Annotated in this window: 22 protein-coding genes; 14 read left to right on the forward strand and 8 right to left on the reverse strand. The window is 72.3% G+C overall.

The window, feature by feature from the left end; translation table 11 throughout:
* Nucleotides 1-78: 78 nt before the first annotated feature.
* From KUM39_RS06050 to KUM39_RS06065, 4 genes are all read left to right on the forward strand, one after another.
* The gene (locus KUM39_RS06050) at nucleotides 79-1,119 is read left to right on the forward strand and encodes a TrmB family transcriptional regulator (RefSeq protein ID WP_217784345.1); all 1,041 of its coding nucleotides are present in this window, start codon (nucleotides 79-81) and stop codon (nucleotides 1,117-1,119) included.
* A 65-nt stretch (nucleotides 1,120-1,184) separates the two neighbouring features.
* Entirely contained in the window at nucleotides 1,185-1,871 is a 687-nt protein-coding gene (locus KUM39_RS06055) for an alpha/beta fold hydrolase (protein WP_217784346.1), read from the forward strand.
* Between the two features lie 400 nt (nucleotides 1,872-2,271).
* The gene (locus tag KUM39_RS06060; RefSeq protein WP_217784347.1) at nucleotides 2,272-3,705 is read left to right on the forward strand and encodes a cytochrome ubiquinol oxidase subunit I; all 1,434 of its coding nucleotides are present in this window, start codon (nucleotides 2,272-2,274) and stop codon (nucleotides 3,703-3,705) included.
* On the forward strand, nucleotides 3,702-4,706 hold the full coding sequence (locus tag KUM39_RS06065) for a cytochrome d ubiquinol oxidase subunit II (protein ID WP_308288049.1): 1,005 nt from the start codon (nucleotides 3,702-3,704) through the stop codon (nucleotides 4,704-4,706). Before KUM39_RS06060 ends, KUM39_RS06065 begins: the two co-directional genes overlap by 4 nt.
* Nucleotides 4,707-4,784: 78 nt before the next feature.
* Here KUM39_RS06065 and KUM39_RS06070 read toward each other — a convergent pair whose 3' ends face one another.
* Both KUM39_RS06070 and KUM39_RS06075 read right to left on the reverse strand, forming a co-directional pair.
* Complete coding sequence (locus tag KUM39_RS06070) at nucleotides 4,785-6,311, reverse strand: alpha/beta hydrolase (RefSeq protein WP_217784348.1); 1,527 nt, start codon at nucleotides 6,309-6,311, stop codon at nucleotides 4,785-4,787.
* A gap of 318 nt (nucleotides 6,312-6,629) precedes the next feature.
* Nucleotides 6,630-7,208: a TetR family transcriptional regulator gene (locus KUM39_RS06075; protein ID WP_217784349.1), complete on the reverse strand. Its 579-nt coding sequence runs from the start codon at nucleotides 7,206-7,208 to the stop codon at nucleotides 6,630-6,632.
* A gap of 144 nt (nucleotides 7,209-7,352) precedes the next feature.
* Here KUM39_RS06075 and KUM39_RS06080 point away from each other — a divergent pair, with 144 nt between their 5' ends.
* Nucleotides 7,353-8,093, forward strand: coding sequence for an NADPH-dependent F420 reductase (locus KUM39_RS06080; protein ID WP_217784350.1), 741 nt, complete (start codon nucleotides 7,353-7,355; stop codon nucleotides 8,091-8,093).
* A gap of 73 nt (nucleotides 8,094-8,166) precedes the next feature.
* On the opposite strand, the gene KUM39_RS06085 is transcribed toward KUM39_RS06080, so the two are convergent.
* Nucleotides 8,167-9,705: a peptide MFS transporter gene (locus KUM39_RS06085; protein ID WP_217784351.1), complete on the reverse strand. Its 1,539-nt coding sequence runs from the start codon at nucleotides 9,703-9,705 to the stop codon at nucleotides 8,167-8,169.
* Between the two features lie 864 nt (nucleotides 9,706-10,569).
* On the opposite strand from KUM39_RS06085, the gene KUM39_RS06090 reads away from it, so the two are divergent.
* The gene (locus tag KUM39_RS06090; RefSeq protein WP_217784352.1) at nucleotides 10,570-11,424 is read left to right on the forward strand and encodes a phosphatase PAP2 family protein; all 855 of its coding nucleotides are present in this window, start codon (nucleotides 10,570-10,572) and stop codon (nucleotides 11,422-11,424) included.
* Here KUM39_RS06090 and KUM39_RS06095 read toward each other — a convergent pair.
* Entirely contained in the window at nucleotides 11,310-12,008 is a 699-nt protein-coding gene (locus KUM39_RS06095) for a hypothetical protein (protein ID WP_217784353.1), read from the reverse strand. The genes KUM39_RS06090 and KUM39_RS06095 overlap by 115 nt on opposite strands.
* Nucleotides 12,009-12,256: 248 nt before the next feature.
* Between KUM39_RS06095 and KUM39_RS06100 the strand changes: the two genes are divergently transcribed.
* Both KUM39_RS06100 and KUM39_RS28520 read left to right on the forward strand, forming a co-directional pair.
* A complete protein-coding gene (locus tag KUM39_RS06100; protein WP_217784354.1) occupies nucleotides 12,257-12,925 on the forward strand; it encodes a TetR/AcrR family transcriptional regulator in 669 nt (222 codons plus the stop codon).
* Nucleotides 12,926-13,226: 301 nt separating this feature from the next.
* Complete coding sequence (locus tag KUM39_RS28520; RefSeq protein ID WP_217784355.1) at nucleotides 13,227-15,227, forward strand: AfsR/SARP family transcriptional regulator; 2,001 nt, start codon at nucleotides 13,227-13,229, stop codon at nucleotides 15,225-15,227.
* Nucleotides 15,228-15,289: 62 nt separating this feature from the next.
* Here KUM39_RS28520 and KUM39_RS06110 read toward each other — a convergent pair whose 3' ends face one another.
* Nucleotides 15,290-16,300, reverse strand: a complete 1,011-nt coding sequence (locus tag KUM39_RS06110) for a LysR family transcriptional regulator (RefSeq protein WP_217784356.1) — start codon at nucleotides 16,298-16,300, stop codon at nucleotides 15,290-15,292.
* Nucleotides 16,301-16,429: 129 nt separating this feature from the next.
* Between KUM39_RS06110 and KUM39_RS06115 the strand changes: the two genes are divergently transcribed.
* From KUM39_RS06115 to KUM39_RS06125, 3 genes are all read left to right on the forward strand, one after another.
* Nucleotides 16,430-17,815 (forward strand): MFS transporter, encoded by a 1,386-nt coding sequence (locus KUM39_RS06115; RefSeq protein WP_217784357.1) that lies wholly within the window; start codon nucleotides 16,430-16,432, stop codon nucleotides 17,813-17,815.
* A gap of 58 nt (nucleotides 17,816-17,873) precedes the next feature.
* Nucleotides 17,874-18,395: a GNAT family N-acetyltransferase gene (locus KUM39_RS06120; protein WP_217784433.1), complete on the forward strand. Its 522-nt coding sequence runs from the start codon at nucleotides 17,874-17,876 to the stop codon at nucleotides 18,393-18,395.
* A gap of 84 nt (nucleotides 18,396-18,479) precedes the next feature.
* Nucleotides 18,480-18,878 (forward strand): DUF4291 family protein, encoded by a 399-nt coding sequence (locus KUM39_RS06125; RefSeq protein WP_246619666.1) that lies wholly within the window; start codon nucleotides 18,480-18,482, stop codon nucleotides 18,876-18,878.
* A gap of 76 nt (nucleotides 18,879-18,954) precedes the next feature.
* On the opposite strand, the gene KUM39_RS06130 is transcribed toward KUM39_RS06125, so the two are convergent.
* Both KUM39_RS06130 and KUM39_RS06135 read right to left on the reverse strand, forming a co-directional pair.
* Nucleotides 18,955-20,004, reverse strand: a complete 1,050-nt coding sequence (locus tag KUM39_RS06130; RefSeq protein WP_217784359.1) for an aldo/keto reductase — start codon at nucleotides 20,002-20,004, stop codon at nucleotides 18,955-18,957.
* A 116-nt stretch (nucleotides 20,005-20,120) separates the two neighbouring features.
* Nucleotides 20,121-20,960 carry an SDR family oxidoreductase gene (locus KUM39_RS06135; RefSeq protein WP_217784360.1) on the reverse strand — a complete coding sequence of 280 codons (840 nt, stop codon included), beginning with the start codon at nucleotides 20,958-20,960 and terminating at the stop codon, nucleotides 20,121-20,123.
* A 371-nt stretch (nucleotides 20,961-21,331) separates the two neighbouring features.
* On the opposite strand from KUM39_RS06135, the gene KUM39_RS06140 reads away from it, so the two are divergent.
* Nucleotides 21,332-21,658, forward strand: coding sequence for a nuclear transport factor 2 family protein (locus KUM39_RS06140; RefSeq protein WP_217784361.1), 327 nt, complete (start codon nucleotides 21,332-21,334; stop codon nucleotides 21,656-21,658).
* Nucleotides 21,659-21,800: 142 nt separating this feature from the next.
* On the opposite strand, the gene KUM39_RS06145 is transcribed toward KUM39_RS06140, so the two are convergent.
* The gene (locus tag KUM39_RS06145) at nucleotides 21,801-22,577 is read right to left on the reverse strand and encodes an SDR family NAD(P)-dependent oxidoreductase (protein ID WP_217784362.1); all 777 of its coding nucleotides are present in this window, start codon (nucleotides 22,575-22,577) and stop codon (nucleotides 21,801-21,803) included.
* Between the two features lie 299 nt (nucleotides 22,578-22,876).
* Here KUM39_RS06145 and KUM39_RS06150 point away from each other — a divergent pair, with 299 nt between their 5' ends.
* Nucleotides 22,877-23,251 carry a hypothetical protein gene (locus KUM39_RS06150; protein ID WP_217784363.1) on the forward strand — a complete coding sequence of 125 codons (375 nt, stop codon included), beginning with the start codon at nucleotides 22,877-22,879 and terminating at the stop codon, nucleotides 23,249-23,251.
* A 353-nt stretch (nucleotides 23,252-23,604) separates the two neighbouring features.
* The gene (locus KUM39_RS06155) at nucleotides 23,605-24,630 is read left to right on the forward strand and encodes a LacI family DNA-binding transcriptional regulator (protein ID WP_217784364.1); all 1,026 of its coding nucleotides are present in this window, start codon (nucleotides 23,605-23,607) and stop codon (nucleotides 24,628-24,630) included.
* Nucleotides 24,631-24,676 lie beyond the last annotated feature (46 nt).

The following is a 24,676-nucleotide window of genomic DNA, read 5'->3' on the forward strand; positions in this document are numbered from 1 at the left end:
GCCACCGCAGCCGGTGCCCCGCACTCCGGGCGCGCCCCCGCAAGCCGCGCGCCCCGCGCGCCCAGTGGAGAGGTGCCCGTGCTCGACGTGCTCGGCGTCCGTCCCTTCGACGAGCGGGTCTACCGCGCCCTGCTCGCCCACCCCGGCACCACCGTGGCCGCGCTCGCCGGTGCCGTGGACGGCAGCTCGGGCCAGGTGGCGCACGCGCTGCGACGACTGGCCGGGCACGGCCTCGTACAGCACACCGGTCCCGGGCGCTGGGAGGCCACCGGTCCGCGCACCGCCGTCACCGCCCTGCTCAACCAGCGCCGTACGGCCGTGAGTTCGGCGCTCTCCGAGGCCGAGTCCGGAGTGGACGCGCTGCACGAGCTGTACCTCACCGGGCGCCTGCACACCGACCCGAGCCGACTGGTGGAGGTGCTCAGCGGCCGGGACGCCGTGGTCCGCCGGGTGGGGGAGCTGAGCCGTTCCGTCCGCACCCACCTCTGGATACTCGACCGGCCGCCCTACCTCAGCCGTCCCGACGGCCGTCCGCACGACGACTCCACGGAGACCGCCGTCACCCGCTCATGGCTGGAACGCGGCGTGGACATCCGCTCCGTCTACTGTCCCGAGTCCATGTCGTACCCCGGCCGCTTCGAGACGATCCTGCGGCTGACCGCGCTCGGCGAACAGGCCCGTATGCTCGACCGGCTCCCGCTCAAGCTGCACATCGTGGACCGCCGCGCGGCCATCGTCCCGCTCGCCGGGTCCCTGTACGACAGCGTCGCCGTCGTCCACCCCTCCGGACTGCTCGACGCCCTGATCGAACTCTTCGAGGCCCACTGGCGCCGCGCCCAGCCCCTGGCCGCACCGGGCACTCCCGGCAGCCCCGCCCCGGCCGCCGCCCCCGGCGCCTCCCCGGTCCCCGGAGCCGCCGCCGACACTCCCACCGCCGCCGAACTGCTCCTCCTCCGCATGCTGCACAGCGGCCTCAAGGACCAGGCCATCGCCCGCCAGCTCGGTATCAGCACCCGTACCGCCACCCGCCGCGTCGCCGCCCTCATGCACCGCCTCGGCGCGGGCACCCGGTTCCAGGCGGGTGCCAACGCCCGCAGCCGGGGCTGGCTGGAGCCGTAGCCCCTTCCGAGAAACTTCTCCCCGTACCGGTGCATGTTCCTGACATGTCCCGTAGAAAGAACGACATGAACCCTCTCCCCTCCCTCCTCCTCGTCCACGGTGCCTGGCACGCCCCCTGGTGCTGGGAACAGCTCGCCGCCGAGCTGCCCGACGTGGACGTGCGCACCGTCGCGCTGCCCAGCAGCGGTTCCGACCCGAAGGCGCTCGGTGACCTCTACGACGACGCGGCGGCGATCTCCGGCGCGGTACGGGAGATCGGCGGGCCGACCGTGGTCGTCGGACATTCCTACGGCGGCTGCCCGGTGACCCAGGCCGCCGGGTCGGCCGGGGACGTGCGCCGGGTGGTCTACCTCAGCGCGCTGATGCAGGACGTCGGGGACTCGCTGCTGAGCCTGGTGGGCGGCGCCTACCCGCCGGACTGGGACGTGCACGAGGAGACGGAGTGCTTCGGGGTGCACGACCCGCTGCACGCCCTCTACGCCGATGTCGAGCCGGAACTGGCCGCCCGCAGCGCCGCCCGGCTCGGGTACGAGTCGCTGCGCGCGGTACGCCAGCCGCTCACCGAGGCCGCGTGGCACACGGTGCCGAGCACGTACATCGTGTGCGAGGAGGACGTGGCCATCCCGCCGGTGCTCCAGGAGCAGATGGCGGTGCGGGCCGACCGGGTGCGCCGTATCCGGTCCTCGCACTCCCCGTTCCTGAGCCGCCCGGCGGAACTGGCCGCGCTGCTGCGGGAGGAGATGACCGTCTGACAGACCCGTTCCGGGCGACCAGGCGGGGGATGGAAGCGGTCCGCCCGGAACGGATCTTCACTTGTACTCCACGAGTGTGCGCGTCGAACGGTTCACCCGAAATCCCCGGGGCCCCGCCCCGCCCCTCCGGCCCCCGCTCCCGCCCCCCGGCGCCCGCCCCGCCGCCGCCCGCGTACGGCGCACCCCCGTTCCCCCGTGCGGTGGAACACGGTGACCGTGTCGGGCGTATCGAGCCGCCCACGACATGACGAGACGATATTCAGCTCTTTATGTTGCTAACCGTGTCTGATCGGACAGGCTGGACGGATGGGGGCGCGATGGCGGTGCCGTACACGGGCGCGACCCGGGACCTCGGCGGTGCCCGGGACCTGACCGCGGCTTCCCACCTCGGGGGTGTCCGATGAGCGTGCTCGCCCTGGACTCCGTCACGCAGGTGCTGGCCTTCGCCGACGAACCCCCGCAGCTTCTGCCCGCACGGCAGCAGATGGCCTTCACCCTCGGCTTCCACATCATCCTGGTGCCGTTCGGTGTCGCGCTGACCTCGCTGATGCTCATCGCCAACTACCGGGGTCTGCGCAAGGGCGACGCCGACGCCCTGCTGCTCGCCAAGCGCTGGTCGAAGGTCGCCGCCGTGCTGTTCGCGGTCGGCGCGATCACCGGCACCGTGCTCTCCTTCGAACTCGGCCTGCTCTGGCCGGGACTGATGGGCCGCTACGGCGCCGCGTTCGGCTTCCCCTTCGCCATCGAGGGACTCTTCTTCTTCACCGAGGCCATCTTCGTCTCCATCTACATCTACGGCTGGGACCGCCTCAGGCCCTGGGCGCACTTCTGGACCGGCGTCCCCGTCGCCCTCGCCAGCATCGGCGGCGCGGCGGCCGTCATCGGCGCCAACAGCTGGATGAACAAGCCCGGCGGCTTCACCGTCCGGGGCGGCGAGGTCGTCGAGGTCCACCCGGCCCAGGTCTTCTTCAACGGCGCCTTCTGGTACGAGTTCGCGCACATGCTGCTCGCCGCCTACATCGTCGCCGGGTTCGGCGTGGCCAGCGTGTACGCGGTCGGCATCCTGCGCGGGCGCCGGGGCCGCTACCACCGGGTCGGCTTCCTGATCTCCTTCGTCACCGCCGCCGTGATCCTGCCGGTGCAGATGATCGTCGGCGACACCATCGCCCGGTACGTCTTCGACTCCGAGCCGCACAAGTTCGCCGCGATCGAACTCCTGCCGAAGACCGGCACCAACGTCCCCGAGACCCTCGGCGGCATCCTGGTGGACGGCGAGGTCCGCTACGGCATCCCGATCCCGGACATGGCGTCGATCCTGGCCGCGTTCAAGCCGTCCACCCGCATCCAGGGCCTGGACGCCATCCCCGCCGACGTACGGCCCTCGGACCAGATCGTCAGCACCGTGCACCTCGCCTTCGACGTGATGGTCGGGCTCTCCTCGATCCTCATGGTGCTGGTGCTGTGGTTCGCCTGGATCATGTGGCGGCGCCGCCCGGTGGAGCGCCAGACGTGGTTCCTGCGCTGCTGCGCACCGGCCGGGCTGGCCGCCATCGCCTGTCTGGAGACCGGCTGGATGGTCACCGAACTCGGCCGCCAGCCCTGGACGGTCGTCGGCCACCTGCTCACCCTCGACGCGGTGACCCGGCAGGGCAACATCTGGCCGCTGTTCGCCGCCGTCCTCGCCATCTACATCGCCGTCGGCGTCAGCGCCATCACCGTGCTGCTGTCGATGCGCAAGCGCTGGCAGGCCGAGGGCGACTCCGGCGTGGAAGTCCCCTACGGCCCCCAGTCCGGACCCCGGCTCGCGGACGCCACCAGCAGATCGGAGCGATGATGCCCGACGTCGTCGTCAGTTTCCTCTTCATCGGCGTCATCGCCTACTCGCTGCTCGCCGGTGCCGACTTCGGCGCCGGGTTCTGGGACCTCACGGCGGGCGGCGCGGAACGCGGCAAGGAACCCCGGCATCTGATCGACATCTCGCTGGGCCCGGTCTGGGAGGCCAACCACACCTGGCTCGTCTACTGCCTGGTGTTCCTGTGGACGTCGTTCCCCACCGCGTTCGCCGCCATCACCACCACGCTGTACCTCCCGCTCGGCCTCGCTGCCCTCGGCATCGTGCTGCGCGGCGCGGGCTTCGCCTTCCGCAAGGCGTCCCTGCGCACTCCCCAACGGCGCCTGTTCGGCGTGGCGTTCGCGGTGTCCTCGCTGCTGACGCCGTTCTGCTTCGGCGCCATCGCGGGCGGCATCGCCTCCGGCCGGGTCCCGGCGGCGGGCGCGGGCGACGCCCTCACCTCCTGGCTGAACCCCACCTCGATCCTCGGCGGCGTCCTCGCCGTGCTGACCTGCGCCTACCTCGCGGCGATCTACCTGTACGCCACCGCGGCGCGCCTGAACGCCACCATCCTGGTCCGCTACTACCGGGCCCGCGCGTTCGCCGCCGCCGTCGTCACCGGTGTCGTCAGCATCGCCGGCATCTTCGTCCTCCAGGCCGACTCGCCCCGGCTGTTCGGCGAACTCAGCGGCAAGGCCCTGCCGTTGGTGATCATCGCCGCCGTGTGCGGACTGGCCACCATCGTGCTGCTCCGCCTGAAGGTGCTGCGCAACCTGCGCATCCTCGCGGGCGGCGCCGTCGCCCTGGTCGTCCTCGGCTGGGGTGTCGCGCAGTACCCGTACCTGCTCGGCACGCATCTGACGATCGACGAGGCGGCGGCGCCGTCCTCCTCGCTGAACGTCGTCGTCGGCGTCGCCATCGTCGCCGGTCTGGTCATCGTCCCGTCGCTGATCCTGCTGTTCCGCCTGGCCGTCCGCGGCCGACTGGAGCCCGAGGAGCACTGACCGCTCTCCCACCGGAGCACCTCCGGGCCCGTACGGCGCACGCCGCACGGGCCCGGAGTCGTTGCCAGGGGGCAGGGATCAGCCCGCGGGCAGCGGGTCGGGGAGCGGGGCGCAGATGAGGTCGGCCCGGCGGCCGGACGCGCGGGCGGGCAGGGTGCCGTCCGCGAGGTAGCGGGCGATGGCGCCGTCCACACAGGGATTGCCGGACAGCGTACCCCCGTGGTCGAGGCCGCCGTCGATGGCGATCAGCGAGGAGTGCGGGTAGCGCGCCCGCACCTCCAGGCTGCCCTCGAACGGGGTCGCCGCGTCCTTCGTACCGTCCACCAGCAGCGCGGACGCCACCCGCGAACCGTCCACGGTCACCGGAGTGCCGGGCCGCGCGGGCCAGTTCAGGCAGGGCGCGTTGAACCAGGTGTTGCCCCAGGTGGTGTCCGGGGCGAGCGCGTGGGCCGCGTCGGAGTCGCGCCGCCAGGTCGCCCAGTCCGCCGGGTAGGGGCCGTCGGTGCAGATCTCCGCGAGCAGCGCCGCGTACGTGTTGTCGTTGCCGCGCTGGGCCAGTTGGGAGAACAGCGCCTTCAGCGTCTCGCCGTCACCGGAGTTGACCCAGCCGGAGAACGCCGAGCCGAGCAGCGGCCAGGTCTGCTGGAAGTAGGACGCGACGAGGAAGACGTCGATCCACTCGTCCGGCCCGACCGCCCCGGCTGCCGGGTGCTCCCGCACCCGCGCCAGCTGCGCGTCCCACACCCGGGCGACCTCGGCGCGGGTGGCGCCCAGGTGGTACGTCGCGTCGTGCGCGGCCAGCCAGTCGAACCACGTGCGCAGGTTCTCCTCCAGCGGGACCGCCTGGTCGAAGCCGTTGGCGTGGTACCAGTCCCGGCGCGGGTCCACGTTGCTGTCCAGCACCATCCGGCGCACCCGGTCCGGGTGCAGCGTGCTGTAGACCTGCGCGACGTACGTGCCGTACGACTGCGCGTACACCGAGACCTCGTCCAGGCCGAGGGCCCGGCGGATCGACTCCATGTCGGCGGCGGTGTCGGTGGTCTTCATGTGGTCGAGCAGCCCGCCGGGGTGCGCGGCACCGCAGTCGGCCGCGTAACCGGCGGTCCGGTCGCGCCAGAGGACCTCGTCGGCCGGGGCGCTCGGCACGTAGTCGGGTCGGTCGAAGTCCATGTACGCCGGGTCGCAGGACAGGGCCGGGACGCTCGGGGCGAGACCCCGGCGGGCGAAGCCGATCCAGTCGTAGGCGCCCGCCGTGCCGCCCGGCAGCCGGGCCGACAGCAGCGGGGAGGTGTAGCCGGAGCCGCCCAGCGGGTTGGGCGCGAAGAGGACCGCGCCCTGGTAGTCGCGGGCGGCCGAGGTGTGCACGACGCGTGAGAGGGCCAGGGTGATCCTCGGCCCCTCGGGGTGCGCGCGGTCCACCGGTACGTCCAGCGTGCCGCACTCCGCACCGGCCTGCGCGAGCGTCGGCTCGGCGCACGTCCCCCACGCGACCCCGGTCGCGGCACTCCCCGGCGCCCGCTCGGGCACGGCCGCCGCGGGCAGGGCGGGCAGCAGCCCACCGGCAGCCAGCAGCGCCGCCGCCAGTGTCGTGACGGTTCTTCTCACCCTGGTCCTCCTCAGATCCGCCCGTACTTCGTACAGCGGTCATAGGACCACGAAGTCCCCTGATTACCGGCGAGTTGACGATCGCCGATGCGAAGCGGGGCCGCTGGTCAGGGACTTGCGAGGCGGTGACATCGTTCACAGCGCGGTGCGTGAACCCACGGGGTGGGACGGATCGTGAAGCAGGGGGCGGCGTACGGCGGTTGGGGCATGTTCCCGGCCCGGCGGTGACCGGCCGGGCGTACGACCCGATCCGCACCGCTCCCACCGGCCGCCCCTCAGGCGAACGCCCCTCAGTAGAACCCCCTCAGCCGAACGCCCTCAGCCGAACGCCCCGAACCCCTCGTCCAGCAGCTCCGCCATCGACCCCGTGCCGTCCCCGGCGACCCAGTGCTCCAGGGCCACCGTCAGACAGTCCAGCGCGGCGGCCACCCGCACCTGGCGGACGAGCGTGGAGGCGCCGGGGGAGCGCTCCGCGAGCACGCCGAGCAGCCGGGGATGCCAGCCGACGTGCTTCTCCCGCAGCCGTGCGCACAACGCCGGCGTCCCCTGCACCAGCCGCAGCAGCGCCAGCCGCTCGGCGGGCCGCGCCGAGAAGTGGACGGCGACCGGGTCGAGGGCCCGGCGCAGCGCGCTCCAGTCGTCCTCGTCGGCCGGGCGGGCGCGCAGCGCGTCGGTCATCAGGCCGCCGAGCGGGTCGAACGCGCCGAGGACCACGTCCTCCTTGGTGCCGAAGTAGCGCAGGAAGGTGCTGCGCGACACCCCGGCCGCCGCCGCGAGGCCGTCCAGGGTGACCCGGTCGAATCCCTCGTCCTGGAACAGCCCGAGCGCCACCTGGGCCAGTTCCTCCCGTACGGCGTCCCGTGCGATGTCCCGTGTTCTGCTCCGTGCTGTGGTCACCGGCCCATCGTAGTGGGTGTGGATTGCACAGGGGGTACTCAATGGCTACTCTGACACTCAGTATCAGAAAGGTGAGTCAGTTTCGGGGCCTCGGCGGTGAGCCACGGACAACCCGGCGTGACCACCCCCCCGAACGGAGCGCACATGGCCAGGACCCTGGGACTCATCGGCAGCGGCATGATCGGCGGCACGCTCGCGCGGCTCGCCGTGAACGCGGGCTGGGACGTGGTCCTCAGCAACTCGCGCGGCCCGGAGACGCTGGCCGATCTGGTCGCCGAGCTGGGGGAGCACGCGCGGGCCGCGACCCCCGCCGAGGCGGCGCGCGCCGGTGACATCGTCGTGGCGACGGTCCCGCTGTTCGCCCTGGAGAAGCTCCCGGTCGCCGAGCTGGCGGGCAAGACCGTCATCGACACGCTCAACTATTACCCGGAGCGCGACGGCAGCCTCCCGGTGCTGGACAACGACGAGCTGACCTCCAGCGAACTCGTGCAGCGCCACCTGTCCGGCGCCCGCGTCGTCAAGGCGTTCAACAGCATCGGGGCCAAGCAGCTCGGCTCGCTGGCCCGCCCGGCCGGTGCCCCGGACCGCAGTGGCCTGCCCATCGCGGGCGACGACCCGGAGGCCAAGCGGGAGGTGACGGAGCTGCTGGACGCGCTCGGCTACGACGCGGTGGACGTGGCCCCGCTCGCCGAGAGCTGGCGCAGCGGCCCCAACACCCCGCTCTACTGCTTCCCGTACTTCGGTGAGATTCCGGCCGGGCTGTCCGGTGAGGACATGATGCGCTGGATCTTCGAGACGCCCGGCGCGCCGGTCCCCGCCGAGCGGGTCCGGGAACTGGCCGCGTCGGCGGTGCGGGGCCCGGCCGGGGCGTCGCTCAGCGGCTGACGTTCCGCCGCCCGACGCGTGAGGGCCGCCGCACCTTTCCGGTGCGGCGGCCCTCACGTGGTGCTCCGGGACGTCAGTGCAGGTCGCCCATGAGCTGGTTGACGCGGCGCCGGTTCACGTAGACGCCGACACCCGCCAGCGCGCACAGCACGGCCTCGACGAGCACCGCGTTGAAGCTGCTCAGGTCCACACCGGCGACGGCCGGGTTGGACAGCAGGCTGGTGATCGAGTCGCCGGCGGTGACCGCGAGGAACCACACGCCCATCATCTGGGAGGCGTACTTCGCGGGCGCCATCTTCGTGGTCGCGCCCAGACCGACCGGGGAGATGCACAGCTCGGCGGCGGTCTGGATCAGGAAGATGCCCACGATCCACATCGGGCTGACCAGGTGCCCGCCCTTGGCCAGGGCCAGCGGGATCAGGAAGAAGAAGAACGTCGCGGCGGCGATGAACAGCGCGGCGGCGAACTTGCCGACCGTGCTGGGCTCCTTGCGCTTGCGGTTCAGGTACAGCCAGAAGGCGGCGAACATCGGCGCCAGGATCATGATGAACAGCGAGTTCAGCGACTGGTACCAGGACGACGGGAAGCCGAGCCCGAACACCGCGCTGTTCGCGTGGTTCTCACCGAACGCCTGGACGGTCGAGCCGCCCTGGTCGTACAGCATCCAGAAGATCGTCGCGCCGATGAAGAACCAGATGTAGGCGTTCATCTTCGACTGCTCGACGCCGGTCAGCTCCTTGTCCCGCTTGATCCGGGTGAGCACCCCGATCGGGATGAGCAGACCGATGATCGTCAGCGGGATCATCGCCCAGTTCAGGGTGAAGTGACCGGTACCGGCCACGATCGCGTAGAACACCACGCCGATGGCCAGCCAGATCAGGCCCTTGCGCAGCCACGAGTTGCGCTCGGCCGGGGTCAGCGGCTTCGGCACGACGTTGCTCTGCGGGCTCAGATGACGGGTGCCGACCAGGAAGAAGATCAGGCCGATGCCCATACCGGCGGCGGCGAGCAGGAACCCGAGGTGCCAGCTCACCTCCTGGCCGATGGTGCCGATCACCAGCGGCGCGAAGAAACCGCCCGCGTTGATGCCCATGTAGAAGATGGTGAAGCCACCGTCGAGGCGCGGGTCGTCGGCGCCCTTGTAGAGCTGGCCGACCATCGTGGAGATGTTGGCCTTCAGCAGACCCGAACCCAGCGCCACCAGCAGCAGACCGCCGAAGAACGGGCCCTTGCCGAACGGCAGCGACAGCACGACATGGCCGCACATGATGGTGATGGCGGCGATCGCCACGGTCTTGCGCGGACCCCACACCCGGTCGCCGAGCCAGCCACCCGGCATCGCCAGCAGGTACACCATCGACAGGTACACGGAGTAGATGGCCGTCGTGGTGGCCAGGCTCATGCCCAGACCGCCGCCCATGCTGCCGTGCCGCGCGTCCGGACCGCCGGAGAGCAGGTAGAGCACCAGGAGCGCGCGCATGCCGTAGAAGCTGAAGCGCTCCCACATCTCGGTCATGAAGAGGGTGGCCAGTCCGCGGGGGTGGCCGAAGAAGGTCTTCCCCGAACCGGGGGACCCCGGTCGGAAGGATTCCTTCGTCAGGCTGGACGCCATGCTTGTTCCTTGCTGATCGGGACGCGTCCGCCGTGACGGAGAACGCGTCCTGTGGGGGCGACCGGCACCGGCGGCCGCGCGTCTCCCCACGCCCAGGGAGTTCGCTCCGGTTACGGAGCGCGGACGGCGGCCACCGGGATCCACACCTCACGGTCACACTGCGCACCGTGAGGCCCGGCCCTAGGTCATTGCTCGCGGGTCGGCCCGAGGTCCGACCCGCACACGAAAGAGACCCCCAGCGTCGAGCATCGCTGAAGGTCGTCGAAGTGCTACGGGCGTGTTCGTCACCATACGCCACGAAACCGCTGGGTATGGAAGGAGTTGAGTCGTGAATCACAAGGTGGGGACGGGTGCGTCCCCACCTCCTGTCAGACCGCTCCATGCTCCCACGCCTGATGGGTGGCCCTTACACGGGCATAGCTCACCGTGACCGTCGGGACCGCGCGACCGGTGTTCCCGAGAGCAAAGAGTGGTGGACCTCACAGGACCGGGAAGTCTTTTCCGGGAACCGATCCCGGCTGTCGGTACGGACGAGGGTCCGCGCGAGCGGCTGCGCGTCGGGCGCCGGGCGGTGACGATGAGACCCGGCGCCCCTCTCCGGCGCCGTGACACGGACCGGAAGGGCGGACGGTGGACAGGGTGCGGGCGGACGGGCCGGGTCGGGGCGGTACGGGTGCGGGCGAACCCGGCGGTACGGGTGAGCCGGACGAGAAATGGACCGGGTGGGGGAAGAGGGCTCGCGGGCAGGGGAGTTGGGACGACCCGCCCCGCACCGGCCGCACCGGCTCAGCCCACCCCGCTGATCCCACTGGTCCCACGGACCCCGCCGTTCTCGCCGCCTTCGCGCGGCGGGTGCGCATCCGGATGACCGTCACGGCCGTCGTCGCCGTCCTGCTGATGGCCCTCGTCTATGCCGTCCTCGTGCTCACCGTGCCCGGCCAGCTCTGGGAGGACGCCGTCCTCGTCGGGCGGCACCAGGACGAGACGCTCGCCGCCGCCCACGAGGCGAGCCGCACCCTGGACCACATCACCGCCACCTCGCTCGGCCTCGCCGTCCTGCTGCTCGCCGCCGTCGGACTGCTCCGCCGCCGGTACGCCCTGACCGCCGTCGCCGTGGGCTGCGTGGCCGTCTCCCTCCTCCTGGCCGAGGTGCTCAAGCGCTTCGTGCTGCCCCGCCCCGACCTCACCGAAGCGCCCCGCCACCTGCTCGGCAACAGCTTCCCCAGCGGGCACACCTCCATCGCCATGAGCGTGATGTTCGGCCTGGTGCTGGTGGTGCCGTACCGGATGCGGGGCCTGGCGGCGGGGCTCTGCTTCCCGTGGGCCGCGTTCGTCGGCGCCTACACGGTCGCGGCGGGCTGGCACCGGCCCAGCGACACCTTCGGCGCGGATCTCCTCGTCCTCGCCGTCGCCTGCGCGCTCACGGCGGCGCTCGCCCGCGCGGGCCTGGTACGGCCCGGCCCCGCGCGCCGCTTCCCGCTCCGGTTCGTGTTCGTCGTCGTCCCCCTCGCCCTGGTCGCCGTGGTCGGACTCCTCACCGGTGCCGTCCTGCTGGAGGCGATGCCCGCGCTGCCCTCGCCCGGCCCGCGCGGTCCCGCCCTCGCCTACCGCGCCGGGCACGCCCTGGCGGCCGGGGCGAGCGCGCTCACCGCGCTGTGCTTCCTGGCGCTGCTGCGCCGGGTGGACCTGGACCGGCCGTCGAGCAGGGCGGACACCTGATCCAGATAGGCGAGGTAGGCCGTCTCCTGGCCCGCGTCCAGGACGACCGGCACCGGCGGTCCGTCCCCCGCGTCCTGCGCGCGGGCACCCGATCCGGCGCCGTCGTCCCCCGCCAGGGCGTCGGACAGCGTGCGCGGCGGGCGCAGCCGGAGCACGGCGAGCGTCCGGTCCAGCCCCGCCAGCGCCTCCCGGCCCGGCGCCCCCAGTTCCGCCAGCGCCCGCGCCAGCGGACCCTCCCCGGACGCCGCCGCCGTCTGGAGCACGGTGTTGCAGCGGACCAGATCGGTGAACTGCTCGTCGGGCAGGTGCACGGAGTACACCCCGGCCAGTTCCGCGCCGGTGCGGCTGCGCGGCGCGTATCCGCGGCGACGGGTCAGGACGCTGCCGACCGCACGCGGACGGCGTGCGCAGGGCGGCAGCAGATTCTCGGTGTCCGACCAGCAGTCGTAGCCGTTCTGGATCGCGCCCGCCTGCTCCGGCGGGAGGTCCGGCAGGTAGAAGGCGCACAACTGCTGGAGCAGCGACTCCTCCACGCCCCGGAAGGTGGTGGTGAAGGACGGGCAGTCGGGGATGAGCACGTTCATGGGTGGGACACCTCCGTCGCGTCTTCGGTTCTCGGGTCGTCGCGGCCGTCGGCGCAGACGCGGATGCCAACCGGTGCGGGGTGTCTCGTACGAAGGGAAACGAGGCGTCAGCCTTTGATGGTTCAAGTTCATTTTGGGCCGGTGGCGCTTTACTCAAGGCTCTGACCTGGTACTTCACCAAAAAAGCGCAAACCGGAGGTGGTAACTTCACTTGTGGAAGCACGATCGGTCGTTCTAGCCTTCAGCGCATGACAGGCTCACTGCCCAGGCGGTCGCGTCCCCCCGCACGCGACGCCGAGGGCGGACGGAACCGGCGCACCGACGGTGAACGCAGCTACCGGGCCATCGTCGAGGCCGCCGCCCGCCTCGCCACCACGCGGGGGCTGGAGGGCCTGTCCCTCGGTGACCTCGCCGCACACGTCGGGATGAGCAAGAGCGGGCTCTACGCGCACTTCGGCTCCAAGGAGCAGCTCCAGCTCGCGGTGGTGCGGGCGGCGGCCGAACTGATGGAGGAGGCCGTCCTCTCCCCGGCCCGGGGAGCGGCCGATCCGCTGACGGGGCTGCGCGTCCTGTGCGACCGGTTCCTCGGCTACGCCCAGGAGACGTTTCCCGGCGGCTGCTTCTTCGCCTCCGCCGGTGCGGAACAGGACACCAGACCCGGCGAGGTCCGCGACCGGATCAGGGACCAGCACCGGGTCTGGTCCGAGACCCTGGCCGCGTTCGTCTCGGCGGCGCAGGACCAGGGGCGCATCCGGGCGACGGAGGAACCCGAGCAAGTGGCGTTCGAGCTGAACAGCCTGCTGCACCTGGGCAATGACGCGTACGTCATGTTCCAGGACCGGGCGCAGATCGAACGGGCGCGCACGGGGATCGACCGGTTGCTCGTCCGCATGGCCGTGACACCGGGGGCGGCGTAGACGCCCGGCGGAACCGCCGCCGGATCGTGCGCGGGGGGCGGCCCGGCCGGGCGCCCCGGAAGCGGTTCGCTCACGGGGAACGACGGTCCGTGACCCGATCCGTCGCCCGTGACGTACCCACAGCGAGAGCCCGTCACCGAAGAAAGAAAGTCCGGGAGCGCCAACAAAACCGCTGTCGGGCGCATCGGACACCACTGGAGAAGCAAGCAGCACAGGCGCCACCGGAGCCACACCGGCGACGGGTGGGACGACCACACCGACCGCCTGTCCCCGAACCATCCGACGAAACCAGGGAGCGCGAGTGGACATCCTTTTCACTCTTCTCGGGCCCGTGCGGGCCTGGCGCGGCGAGACCGAGCTCGAACTCGGGCCGCCCAAGCAGAGAAGTTTGCTCGCCCTGCTGCTCGCGCACGCGGGCAACCCGGTGACGACCTCCGAGATCGTGGACGTCCTGTGGGGCGAGGACCCGCCGGACACCGCCGTCAACGTCATCCAGCGCCATGTCGGCGCCCTGCGGCGGCTGTTGGAGCCCGCCCTGCCCACGGGCGGCGCCTCCCGCTGGCTGGTGCGCGGCTCGGGCGGCTACCGGCTGCACGCCGAGGCCGACACCCTCGACCTGCTGCGCTTCCGGAATCTCAGGCAGCGGGCGGCGACCGCCGCCGCGGCGGGCCGGGCGGACGAGGCGACCACCGAACTGCTCCGCGCCCTCGCGCTGTGGCGCGGGCCGGTGGCCGCGGGAATCCCGGCCGAGGCGCGCTCGCACCCGATCTTCACCGCCGTGGACAACGAATATCCCGCCGCCGTCAAGGATCTCGCCGAACACGCCCTCCGGGCCGGACCCGAGGCCGTCGCCCAGGCGCTTCCCGCCGTCGGCAGCGCGGCGGCACGGCACACGCTGGACGAGGCCCTCCAGGCCAAGCTGATGGCCCTGCTCGTCGCCCGCGGCCTGCGCGCGGAGGCGCAGGACGTCTACGAGACGGTACGCCGCAGCCTCGACGGCAGCCTGGGCGTGGAACCGGGACCCGAACTGCGGGCCGCCCACGGGCTGGCGCTCGCTCCGGCCCCCGCCGCGCCCACCGGCATCCCCGTACCCCGCCCCCGTGCCGGTGCCCCCGCGCCCCTGACCCCGGGCCCCGCGGACGCCCCCGAGCAGCCCGCCGCCTGTACCCGGCCCGCCCAGTTGCCCATGTCCTCGACCGCCTTCACCGGGCGTGCGCGGGAACTCGCGCTGATGGACGCGCTGTTGCCGCCGCAGGACCCGGCGGCGCCGATTCCGTCCACCGTGGTCGGCACGATCACCGGCACGGCCGGTGTCGGCAAGACCGCGCTGGCCGTGCACTGGGCGCACCGGGTGGCCGACCGCTTCCCCGACGGCCAGCTCCACATCGACCTGCGGGGCTTCCATCCGGGCGACGAGCCGCTCGGCGTCGCGGAGGCGGTGGGTTCCTTCCTCGACGCTCTCGGCGTGCCGCGCGACGCCGTACCGGCCGCCCTGGACGCGCAGATCCTGCTCTACCGCAGCCTGGTCGCCGACCGGCGCTTCCTGATCCTGCTGGACAACGCCCGCGACAGCGAGCACGTCCTGCCGCTGCTGCCGGGTACGTCCCGCAGCCTGGTCCTGGTCACCAGCCGCAGCAGGCTGACCGGCCTGATCGCCTCGGTGGGCGCCCGCTGCGTCACCCTGGGCGTCCTGGACGAGGAGGAGGCCCGCGAGGTGCTGCGCCGCCGCCTCGGCTCCCACCGGGTGGACCACGAACCCGACGCCGCCGCCGAGATCGCCACCCGCTGCGCCCGGCTGCCGCTGGCCCTGGCCGTCGTCACCGCGCGCGCCGCCATGAACCCGTCCTTCCCGCTCACCGCCATCGCCGCCGAACTCCGCGACGAGGCGCGGACCTTGGACGCCTTCACGGCGGAGGTGCCGCTGGCCGACGTACGCAGTGCGCTCTCCTGGTCCTACAACGCGCTGTCCCCGGGGGCCGCCGCCGTCTTCCGCGTCCTGGCCCGGCACGACGGTCCGTACTGCACCCCGGCCGACATCACCGCCCTCACCGGTCTCCCGGCCGCCCGCGTCCGCCCCCTGCTGGCAGAACTCAGCCACCATCACCTGGCCGAGGAGACCTCGCCCGGCCGCTTCACCCAGCACGCCCTGCTGCGCGTCTACGGCACGGAACTCGCCGACGAGGAAAACGATGTCGCACCGGCCTCCCTCCCGCTGACCCGGCCCCGGCACATGGTTCCGCGCCAGGGCACCCGCCCCCATCTGACCCTGGTCGGCGTTCCTCCCGCCGCGTCGAGCAGATAGCGCCCGCGGGGGAGCGGGGGGAGTAGGGGGAGTAGGGGGGAACGGTGGGCACGGGCTCCGGGTCAGGCCGGTTCCCGCGCGTCCCCCGTCCCGGAGGTCCACGCGGGTGTCCACACGTCCGCCTCGGGGACGTGGGTGTCCGCCAGGTACCGGCGCAGCGCGGCCAGCACCGGATGCCGGTCCTCCGCCCGGTGCAGCAGGGAGTGCCGGTAGACCGGGGTGGGCGCGCGCAGCGGGACACGGCGCAGGCCGTGCTCCGGCGGCCAGACGAGGTGGGTCATGGCGCCGACCAGGGTGGCGAGCGCACCGGACTCCGCGAGCGTGTCCAGCAGGGGCGCGGCACCGAAGTCCGGCCCGCTGACCTCGATGACCAGCCCGAACGCCGCCGCGAACGCGTCGTAGTACGCGGCGGACTCCGTACCCGCCACGAGTCCCGGCATCCACAGCCGGTGCCCGGCGAGGTCGGCCGGGGTGACGGCGCGGGCACCGGCCAGGGGATGGCGGGGGCCGGTGAGCAGTTGGATCGGCTCGTCGAAGGCGGGGACGGCGGCGATGCCGTCCGGCGGCCGGTGGCGGAGCGCGCTTCCGTCCGGCGGCCGGTTCCCGGGCGCGGTCCCGTCCGGCATACGGCTTCCGGGCGCCGGGACGGCCCGGAAGGCGGCGTCCACCGTCCCGGCCCGCAGCGCCTCGACCGCCGTACCGGCGTCCGCGAGGGTCACGACGTCCAGTTCGGCGTCCGGGTGCCGGGTGTGGAAACCGCGCAGCACGGCCGCCGGGCCGTACCGGCGCCCGACCACGTCCACCCGCAGCGCCCGCGCTCCCGGCCGTACGGCGGCCAGCGCCCGCTGCTCGGCACGCAGCAGCTCGCGCGCGTACGGCAGGAACGCCTCGCCGTCGATGCTGAGCCGCGCCCCGCGCGGGGTCCGCGTCAGCAGCCGCACCCCGAGCGCCCGCTCCAGCGCGGCCACCCGCTTGGACACGGCCTGCTGCGTGACGGACAGCTCCGCGGCGGCGTCCTGGAACCGTCCGCAGTCCGCCACGGCCACGAAGGTGCGCACGCCGTCCAGATCCACGTACGGCATCGTATCCGCACAACCATTGGTTGTACGTCCTGTTCCATCGGGTTGTTTGCCGGAACGGCGCCCGGAGCTGTTTGATGCCGGGGCGGTTGCCGAGCGCGGCGGAACAGGAGCTTCAGGAGTATGGCGGGCAGGAGGGCGCTGGGGCGCCGGTTCGGGTGGCTGTGGGCGTCGTACGCGGTGAGCGCGTACGGCACCGGGCTCGCCTTCGGCGCGTTTCCGCTGCTCGCGGTCCTCGTCCTGCACTGCGGCCCGGCCGGTGTCGCCGCGCTGGCTGCCGTGGGCCGTGCCGTCGGCGCGGTCCTGGCGGTACCGCTCGGCCCGTGGATGGAGTTCCGCCGCAAACGCCCGGTGATGATCACCGCCGACCTGATCCGCTCCGCGGCGATGCTGAGCGTCCCGGTGGCCTACGCGTACGGGGCGCTGAGTTTCGCCCAGCTTTTGATCGTCTCCGTCGTCGCCGCCGCGGCCGACATCGCGTTCCGCGCGGCGAGCGGGGCGTACCTGAAGTCCCTGGTCCCGGCCGAGGACCTGCTCGTCGCCAACAGCCGCTTCGAGTCCACGAGTTGGTCCGCGACGATGATCGGGCCCCCGCTGGGCGGGGCGATCATCGGGTTGCTCGGGCCGGTGGTGACGGTACTGGCGGACGCGGTGAGCTATCTGCTGTCGGCGCTGGGGGTTCGGGCGATCGGGGGGTGGGAGCGGGCGCCGCGAATGAGGAAGGGGACGGCTGGGCCGGACAGGACCGTTGGTGCTGGTGGTGCTGGTGGTGCTGGTGGTGCTGGTGGTGCTGGTGGTGCTGGTGGTGCTGGTGGTGCTGGTGGTGCTGATGTTTCTGTTGGTTCCGGTGAGGCCGGTGGTCTGCGGGGGGCGGAGTTGCTGGCGGGGTGGCGGCACATCCTGGGCGACCCCACCCTCCGCCCCCTCTTCTTCAACGCGATCATGGTGAACGGCCTGATCATGGCGGCGGAACCGCTGCTCGCCGTCCTCCTCCTGGGCCGCCTGGGCTTCGCGCCCTGGCAGTACGGCCTGGCGTTCGCGGCGCCCTGTGTCGGCGGTCTGGTCGGCTCCCGCCTGGCCCGCCCGCTGGCCGCCCGCCACGGCGCGCGCCGGGTGCTGCTGGTCACGGGCGCCCTGCGCGCGTGCTGGCCGCTCGGCCTGGCGTTCGTCGGCCCCGGCACGCCCGGCCTGGTTCTGGTGATGCTGGTCGAGTTCGGCCTGATCACCTCCTGCGCCCTCTTCAACCCCCTCCTCACCACCCACCGCCTCCAGCACACCCCCATCCCCCTGCTCGCCCGCACCCTCACCGCCTGGACCATCAGCACCAGCACCGGCATTGCCCTCCTGACCGCCGCCTGGGGCGTCCTCGCCACCGTGACCACCCCGCGCACGGCGCTCGCGGCGGCGGGAGTCCTCCTGCTGGCGTCCCCGCTGCTGCTCCCGTGGCGCTCCGCCGGCGCCCCGGAGGAGCGCGCCCCCGAGGCGGTACGGGAGGTTCCCGTACGGTGATCGCGTGACGGAGACGGGGCCGGGAACGGGGCTGTACGACACGGGGGCCGGAAGCTCGATGAGCGAGCACGACGAGGGACGGACACCGCCGATCCACCCCACCCGGCGGCTCGACTTCCTCCCCCTGCGCGTGGACCACGCCGAGGAGATGACCGGGGTCCTCTCCGACCCCCGCCTCCACGAGTTCATCGGCGGCACGCCGTACGACGTGGCCCAACTCCGCGCCCGTTACGAGCGGTTGACGGCAGGCTCACCCCGCCCGGGCGAGCGCTGGCTGAACTGGGTCCTCCACCTGCGCACCGAGGGCCGCCTGGTGGGCACCGTCCAGGCCACCGTGCTCCCCTGCACCGCCGAACTCGCCTGGATCATCGGCACCCCCTGGCAGGGCCGCGGTCTCGCCTCGGAAGCGGCGAAAGCCCTGGCAACAGCCCTCGCGTCGGACGAGGCGCACCGCACCCTGACCGCCCACATCCACCCCTCCCACCACGCCTCCCAGGCAGTCGCCCGCGCGGCGGGCCTCACCCCGACGGAACACTGGCACGACGGCGAACTCCGCTGGGGACGTGGCCCGTTGCCCTGACGGATGGTCGAGCACACTCCTGCACGGTCACGGCTACTGCCGCCCCGCGCCGCACGCGGCCTCGCGGGGCGGCGGCGTAATCCGATGGCCCCGGCGTACGCCCCGCACATCGGGGTCCCGGCCGCGCGGGAGGGGCGGTTTCCGGGGGTGTGGAAGCGGGAGTTGAGGAGGGCTCCGGCCAGGGTGCAGTGGGACCCCGAACGGGACCTGCACGCGCGGCCGTTGGAGCACCGGTCGCTTCAGCTCGGGCTCTCCGGGGAGGCCGCCGCGCGGTACGCCGACGAGTGGATCGTCGGCATCACCGACGTCACCCCGCTGGCCCGCACCGTCCACGCCCACGTCAGGGAAGGGGAGTTGGCGGAGGCCCGGCGGCTTCTGCCGGTCGAGACGCCCTACCCGGTCGCATACGACGGAGTCACCCGTGTGCTTCCCCGGTTGGCCCACCAGGCCCACCACGTCCTCCGGGCCCATCGGGACGTGTGACCTCGTGTACGCCAAAGCCCCCGCCTCGCACGCCGGTTGGGGGCGTGCGGGGCGGGGGCGGAGTGGCGGGGTGGGATCAGTCGCCGGCCTTCATGCCGTTGATGACCGTCTCGCCCTGCTGCGCCGGAACGCCCAGCGCCTTGAGGAAGGGGAGGGGGAAGTTCAGGGCGGGGGCGGTGAGGCCGTCCAGTTCGGCCAGGTGGGCCGGGGTGAGGGTGACGTCCAGGGAGGCGAGGTTCGCGTCGAGCTGTGCGACCGTACGGGCACCGATCACCGTGGAGGTGACCTGCGACTGCTGCCGCGCCCAGGCCAGCGAGACCGCCGCGACCGTGGTGTCCAGCTCACCGGCGATGCGGGCCAGCACGTCGAGCAGGTCGAAGGTGCGCTCGTTCAGGTGCTGGCCGACGAACATGCCGCGACCGGTGCCCTCGGGGCTCTGGTTGTCACGGGTGTACTTGCCGGTCAGCACACCGCTCGCCAGCGGAGACCACGGCAGGATGCCGAGGTCCAACTCGCGGGCCGCGCCGAAGAGTTCACCCTCGGACGTGCGCTCAAGGAGCGAGTACTCGAGCTGGAGCGCGATCGGCCGGGCCCAGCCGCGCCACTCGGCCAGCGTCGCCATGCGGGCCACCGCCCACGCCGGGGTGTCGGACAGGCCGACGTAGCGGATCTTGCCCGCGCGGACCAGGTCGTCCAGCGTGGACAGGGTCTCTTCGAGCGGGGTGTGGCGGTCCCAGTTGTGCTGCCAGTACAGGTCGATGTAGTCCGTGCCGAGGCGCTCCAGCGACTCGTCCACGTGCTTGCGGATCGCCTTGCGGCTGGTGCCGCCGTTGTTCGGGTCGGTCCCGTCCATCGTCAGCGCGAACTTGGTGGCGATGACCAGGCGGTCGCGCTGCTCCGGGTTCTTGCGCAGGTACGAACCGATGACCTGCTCGGAGCGGCCGTCCATGTAACGGTTGGCGGTGTCCAGGAAGTTGCCGCCCTGGCCGACGTAGCGGTCGATGATGTCCAGCGAGGTCTGCTCGTCGGCACCCCAGGACGGGTCACCGAACGTCATCGTGCCCAGCGCGATGGGGCTGACGCGCAGGCCGCTGCGGCCGAGGGTGCGGTAGTCGGTGAGGCTCATGATGGGTCCTTAACTCTGCTTGTGGTGTGGGGAGTCGATGGCCGACGGGAGGTGCGGACACCCGGCGGCCGGGAGCTCGGGGTCGGAGGCGGGCGGTGGACCGCCGCCGTCCGGATCTACTGGTCGAAGTCCGTGGAGAACGCGATCTGCTTCGTCTCCTCCAGCACGTTGAGCCGCCCCTGGATCGCGCTCTTCATGGCGGAGTACGCGTCGCTGCCGAGGGCGAGCCGCAGCGGCGCCGGGTTCATCGCGGCCGAGTCGATGATCACGGCGGCCACCTTCGCCGGGTCGCCGGGCGCGTTGGCGGTCAGCTTGCCGTCCGTGGCCTCCAGGTACTGGCGGATACCGCCGACCGGGGTCTGCGCGTAGGCGTCGATGGCCGGGGCGACGGACATCATGGCGCCGAAGTCGGTGCGCACGGCGCCCGGCTGGATCATCGTGATGCCGATGCCGAACGGCGCGACCTCACCGGCGACGGACTCCATGAAGCCCTCCACGCCCCACTTGGACGCGTGGTACATGCTGGCGCCCGGCGTGCTGATCTGGCCGCCCATCGTGGAGGTCTGGATGAACCGGCCGCCGCCCTGGGCACGCAGGTGGGGGAAGACCGCGCGGGCCAGCTGGATCGGCGCCACCATGTTCAGCGCGATCTGCTGCTCGACGGCGGCGTCCTCCATCTCCTCGGCGGCACCGACGGCGCCCGAACCGGCGTTGGAGAAGACCACGTCCACCCGGCCCAGCTCGGCGAAGACCCGGTCCACCACGGCACGCAGGGCCTCGGTGTCCGTCACGTCGGCCGAGGCGGTCCAGAGCTGCTCGCCGTACTCCTTGGCGAGGTCGTCCAGGCGCTCGGTGCGGCGTGCCACGGCGGCGACCTTGTCACCGCGCTTCAGGAGCTGCTCCGTGACCTCACGGCCGATGCCCGACGACGCCCCTGTGACCAACCACGTGCTCATGACCGTTTCCTCCAGGCTGGAAGCTGAAAATCGAGAGTTAGCTGTGTGAAGCGAAGACGCCCCGCGAGGGACGGACCCGTTGGCTTGGCGCCGGGTCCATCCATCCGGTTGGTTGGAATCTACCGTGTCCCGCCCGAGAAAACAACCGGATGGTTTATGAGCGTGGGTTCGGCACTCGCGGCGCACAGCGCATCGCGGCCCCCGCCCCCGCCCGCACCGCCCCCCCGACCCCCGCCCGCACCGCCCCCCCGACCCTCCCGCACCCCCTCCAGCACCAGGCACGCGCATCACCGTCACCCCGTCCGGAATGGCACGCGCCCCCGCCCTCGTTGAGAGTTGACAGGGGAAACGGCAACCAAGGAGGCGCCACCATGACGGACATCGAGGTCCCCGCTGCCATCCACGCGTTCATCGACGCGACCAACGCGGGCGACTCGGACGCGTTCGTGGGCGCGTTCACCCCGGACGCGTATCTCAACGACTGGGGGCGGGAGTTCCACGGCCGCGACGGTGTGCGCCGCTGGGACTCCACCGACAACATCGGCGTCCAGGCCCACTTCGTCCTCAAGGACGCCGAGCGCACCGCCGACGACACCTACGTCGCCACCCTCACCGTCTCCGGCAACGGGCACAACGGCACCGGCCCCATGACCTTCGTCGTCCGCGACGGCCTGATCGCCAGCCTGCGGATCAGCTAGCGGACGTACCCCCACTGGAGGGGCACCCCCACTGGAGGGGCACCCCCACTGGAGGGGCACCCCCACTGGAGGCGTACGCACGCACGGGAAGGGCGGGACCGGAGTTCCGGTCCCGCCCTTCCCGTGCGCACGTTCCGGCCGCTCAGACCACCGGCAACTCGATCCCGCTGGCCGCCCGGCACAGCTCCGCGACCGCCGCGCCGTACTCCGGGTCGAGGACGGCGGAGTGCACCGGGCAGGTCTCCTGGTGGTAGAAGTAGTTGCCGCTGACGCGGGCGTCGGGGTCGTCGGAGACGGCCAGCCACGCCTGGGTCACCGGGGCCAGTTCGAGTTCGTCGGTGGCCTCGGGACCGCCCATCTTCGTGGCCACCCAGCCCGGCTCCAGACCGTTGCTCAGCACGTCGGGCCAGAGTCCCGCGACGTGCCGGGCGAGGGCGGTGACCATCAGCTTGCTGTCGCTGTACGCCTGGATGCCGCTCCACGGCCGGTTCTGCCACTGCCAGTCGGTGAGGTCCGCCGAGCCGCCCCGGTGCAGTCCGGAGCTGACGTAGATCAGCCGGTCCGGGCGGGTGACCAGCGCGGTCAGGACGTAGGGCGCGAGGACGTTGACCGCGAAGTGCTGCTCCAGGCCGTCCTCGGTGGCGACGCGGCGGGGCTTGAGGTAGCCGACACCGGCGTTGTGGATCACCGCGTCGAACCGGCCGGACGCGTTCGCCTGCCGGGCCACCTCGTGCGTCCCGGCCAGGGTGGAGAGGTCACCGCTGATCGCGGCCTCCGCCTTGGGCAGCGCGCCCAGAGCCTCCTCGGCGCGCTGCTCGCTCCGGGCGTGCAGGACGACCGAGTGGCCCTGATCGACGAGGAGCCGGGCGGACATGAGCCCCAGGCCGTCGGCGGAGCCGGTGACTAGTACGCGTGCCATGTGACAAGTCCTTTCGCGGTGCGTGCGGGAGCGGGAAGGGCGCGAGCGGGAGGTGGCGGACGCCCGGTGTCCGCCGCACTCCGTCCAGCATCCGCGCGCGGCGCTTCCCTGTCCAAGACCTTCTGGAGCTGCTGTCATGCCGTGCGGGTATCAGCGCAGCGTGCCTCCTCGGCATGCGGCTGACCGTCCTGTTGGCATCGTTGTCAAAGTCCGGAATTCATCTTTCCGACCAGTTGAACCATCAAGGATCTTGGAGGCTCGAACGTCTCTGCCCCCCCACTCCTCATGAGGTGATTCGTATGACCCCGTCCCGTTCCCGGCGTGCCGTACTGTCCGTCGCGGTGGCCGGTGCGGCCCTGCTGGCCCTCGGGTCGGCCGCCCCCGTGAGCGCCCAGGAGATGCCCGGTCCCGGCATGCGCTTCTACACCGGTACCGACCGCACCGGCACGGAGACGCTCATCGACGAGAACGACACCGGCGTCTGCCGTGAACTGCCCGCGCCGCAGCTCTCGTACACCGCGCTCACCACGCACAACGTCGAGATCTACTTCAACCCCGGCTGCCAGAAGGGCTTTCCGGGTGCCACCGGCGACTTCTACTACCTGAGCGGCACCTTCAACGGCGGTGACCTCCCCTTCCCGGCGCTGAGTTACCGCGTCCGCGAAGGCGCCTGAGTCCGGACGGCGGCGGGCCGTCCCGGTCGTACGGACCGGGGCGGCCCGCCTTTGTGTGTTTCCTGTGATCACGGCGACACGAGTCCGGTTCCGGGACGTGCCCGTTCGATCACCCCCCGCTGTGGACCCACCCCTTTATATCCACCCAAACAACCCACATTTTCTTGGGGCCTTGACTTTCTCGGGATGTCACGCCGAAGCTACCGCTCAGCCATTTAAACCGGTTCAAACGCCGGGACGATGACGTCTCGTACGAGTGACTCGTGCATCCCGTGTGCCCGAGGACCCGTACGCCCGCACCCTCCGTGCGGGGACGCCTCGATGGCGTCCCTGCGGAAGAGAGCGGTCCCGGCATGCCCCGTCGTCCCACCATCGCGGATGTCGCGAAGCTGGCCGGCGTGTCCCGCGCGACCGTCTCCTTCGTGCTCAACAACCGTCCCGGCGTCGCCGTGACCACCCAGGGCCGGGTCAGGTCCGCCGCCGCCGAACTCGGCTGGACCCCCAGCACCAGCGCCCGCGCCCTGTCCACCGGCCGGGCCCACGCGCTCGGTCTGGTGCTCACCCGCGAGCCGGAGCTGATCGGCACCGACCCCTTCTACCCGGCCTTCATGGCGGGCATCGAGTCGGTCATCTCGGCCACCGGCGACGGCCTGATGCTCCAGATGAGCCGGCCCGGCAAGGAGGCGGACACCTACCGCGCCCTCGCCGCCGACCGCCGGGTGGACGGCGTCTTCCTCACCGACCTGCGCGCCGACGACACCCGGCCCGCGCTCGTCGCCGAACTCGGCCTGCCCGCCGTCGTGGTGGGCGCCCCGGAGACCGACACCGGTCTGCCCACGGTCAACCTGGACGACCGGCCCGCCGTACGCGACGCCGTACTGCACCTCGCCCAGCTCGGCCACCGGGACATCGCCTACGTCGCCGGACCCGACCAGTACAGCCACGCCCGGCGCCGTACCCAGGCGTGGAGCGAGGCGCTGGCCGAGGCCGGACTGCCCGCCGGAACGTTACTGCCGGGCGGCTTCACCGCCGAGGGCGGCGCCCGCGCCACCCGGATGCTGCTCGACCTGCCCGTGCCGCCGACGGCCATCGTCTACGGCAACGACCTCTCGGCCACCGCCGGGATGGCCGTGGCGCAGAACGCGGGGCTCCGGCTGCCGGACGACCTGTCGGTCGTGGGCTTCGACGACGTACCGCTGGCCTCCTACACCAGCCCGCCGCTGACCACCTGCCGCGCCAACCCGGTCTCCTGGGGCCGGGCGTCCGCCCAGGCACTGGTCGAGGCGGTCCGCACGGGAGGCGCCGCGAACCTCGAACTGGAGCCCGCCACCCTCGTGGTGCGCGGTTCGACCGGCCCCGCGCCGGTGCGCGCCGTCTGACCGCCGTACGCCCGCCGTACGAACCGAGAACCTCACCGACCGACAC

The sequence above is a fragment of the Streptomyces corallincola genome (genome assembly GCF_019104725.1).
In the GTDB taxonomy this organism is placed as follows: domain Bacteria; phylum Actinomycetota; class Actinomycetes; order Streptomycetales; family Streptomycetaceae; genus Streptomyces; species Streptomyces corallincola.

Bases quoted from the DNA above. Each gene is read 5' to 3' on its own strand.
- KUM39_RS06055 (WP_217784346.1), top strand. From the start codon at position 1,185: ATGAACCCTCTCCCCTCCCTCCTCCTCGTCCACGGTGCCTGGCACGCC.
- KUM39_RS06060 (WP_217784347.1), top strand. From the start codon at position 2,272: ATGAGCGTGCTCGCCCTGGACTCCGTCACGCAGGTGCTGGCCTTCGCC.
- KUM39_RS06065 (WP_308288049.1), top strand. From the start codon at position 3,702: ATGATGCCCGACGTCGTCGTCAGTTTCCTCTTCATCGGCGTCATCGCC.
- KUM39_RS06080 (WP_217784350.1), top strand. From the start codon at position 7,353: ATGGCCAGGACCCTGGGACTCATCGGCAGCGGCATGATCGGCGGCACG.
- KUM39_RS06085 (WP_217784351.1), bottom strand. From the start codon at position 9,705: ATGGCGTCCAGCCTGACGAAGGAATCCTTCCGACCGGGGTCCCCCGGT.
- KUM39_RS06090 (WP_217784352.1), top strand. From the start codon at position 10,570: ATGACCGTCACGGCCGTCGTCGCCGTCCTGCTGATGGCCCTCGTCTAT.
- KUM39_RS06095 (WP_217784353.1), bottom strand. From the start codon at position 12,008: ATGAACGTGCTCATCCCCGACTGCCCGTCCTTCACCACCACCTTCCGG.
- KUM39_RS06100 (WP_217784354.1), top strand. From the start codon at position 12,257: ATGACAGGCTCACTGCCCAGGCGGTCGCGTCCCCCCGCACGCGACGCC.
- KUM39_RS06115 (WP_217784357.1), top strand. From the start codon at position 16,430: ATGGCGGGCAGGAGGGCGCTGGGGCGCCGGTTCGGGTGGCTGTGGGCG.
- KUM39_RS06120 (WP_217784433.1), top strand. From the start codon at position 17,874: ATGAGCGAGCACGACGAGGGACGGACACCGCCGATCCACCCCACCCGG.
- KUM39_RS06125 (WP_246619666.1), top strand. From the start codon at position 18,480: ATGGCCCCGGCGTACGCCCCGCACATCGGGGTCCCGGCCGCGCGGGAG.
- KUM39_RS06130 (WP_217784359.1), bottom strand. From the start codon at position 20,004: ATGAGCCTCACCGACTACCGCACCCTCGGCCGCAGCGGCCTGCGCGTC.
- KUM39_RS06135 (WP_217784360.1), bottom strand. From the start codon at position 20,960: ATGAGCACGTGGTTGGTCACAGGGGCGTCGTCGGGCATCGGCCGTGAG.
- KUM39_RS06140 (WP_217784361.1), top strand. From the start codon at position 21,332: ATGACGGACATCGAGGTCCCCGCTGCCATCCACGCGTTCATCGACGCG.
- KUM39_RS06145 (WP_217784362.1), bottom strand. From the start codon at position 22,577: ATGGCACGCGTACTAGTCACCGGCTCCGCCGACGGCCTGGGGCTCATG.
- KUM39_RS06150 (WP_217784363.1), top strand. From the start codon at position 22,877: ATGACCCCGTCCCGTTCCCGGCGTGCCGTACTGTCCGTCGCGGTGGCC.
- KUM39_RS06155 (WP_217784364.1), top strand. From the start codon at position 23,605: ATGCCCCGTCGTCCCACCATCGCGGATGTCGCGAAGCTGGCCGGCGTG.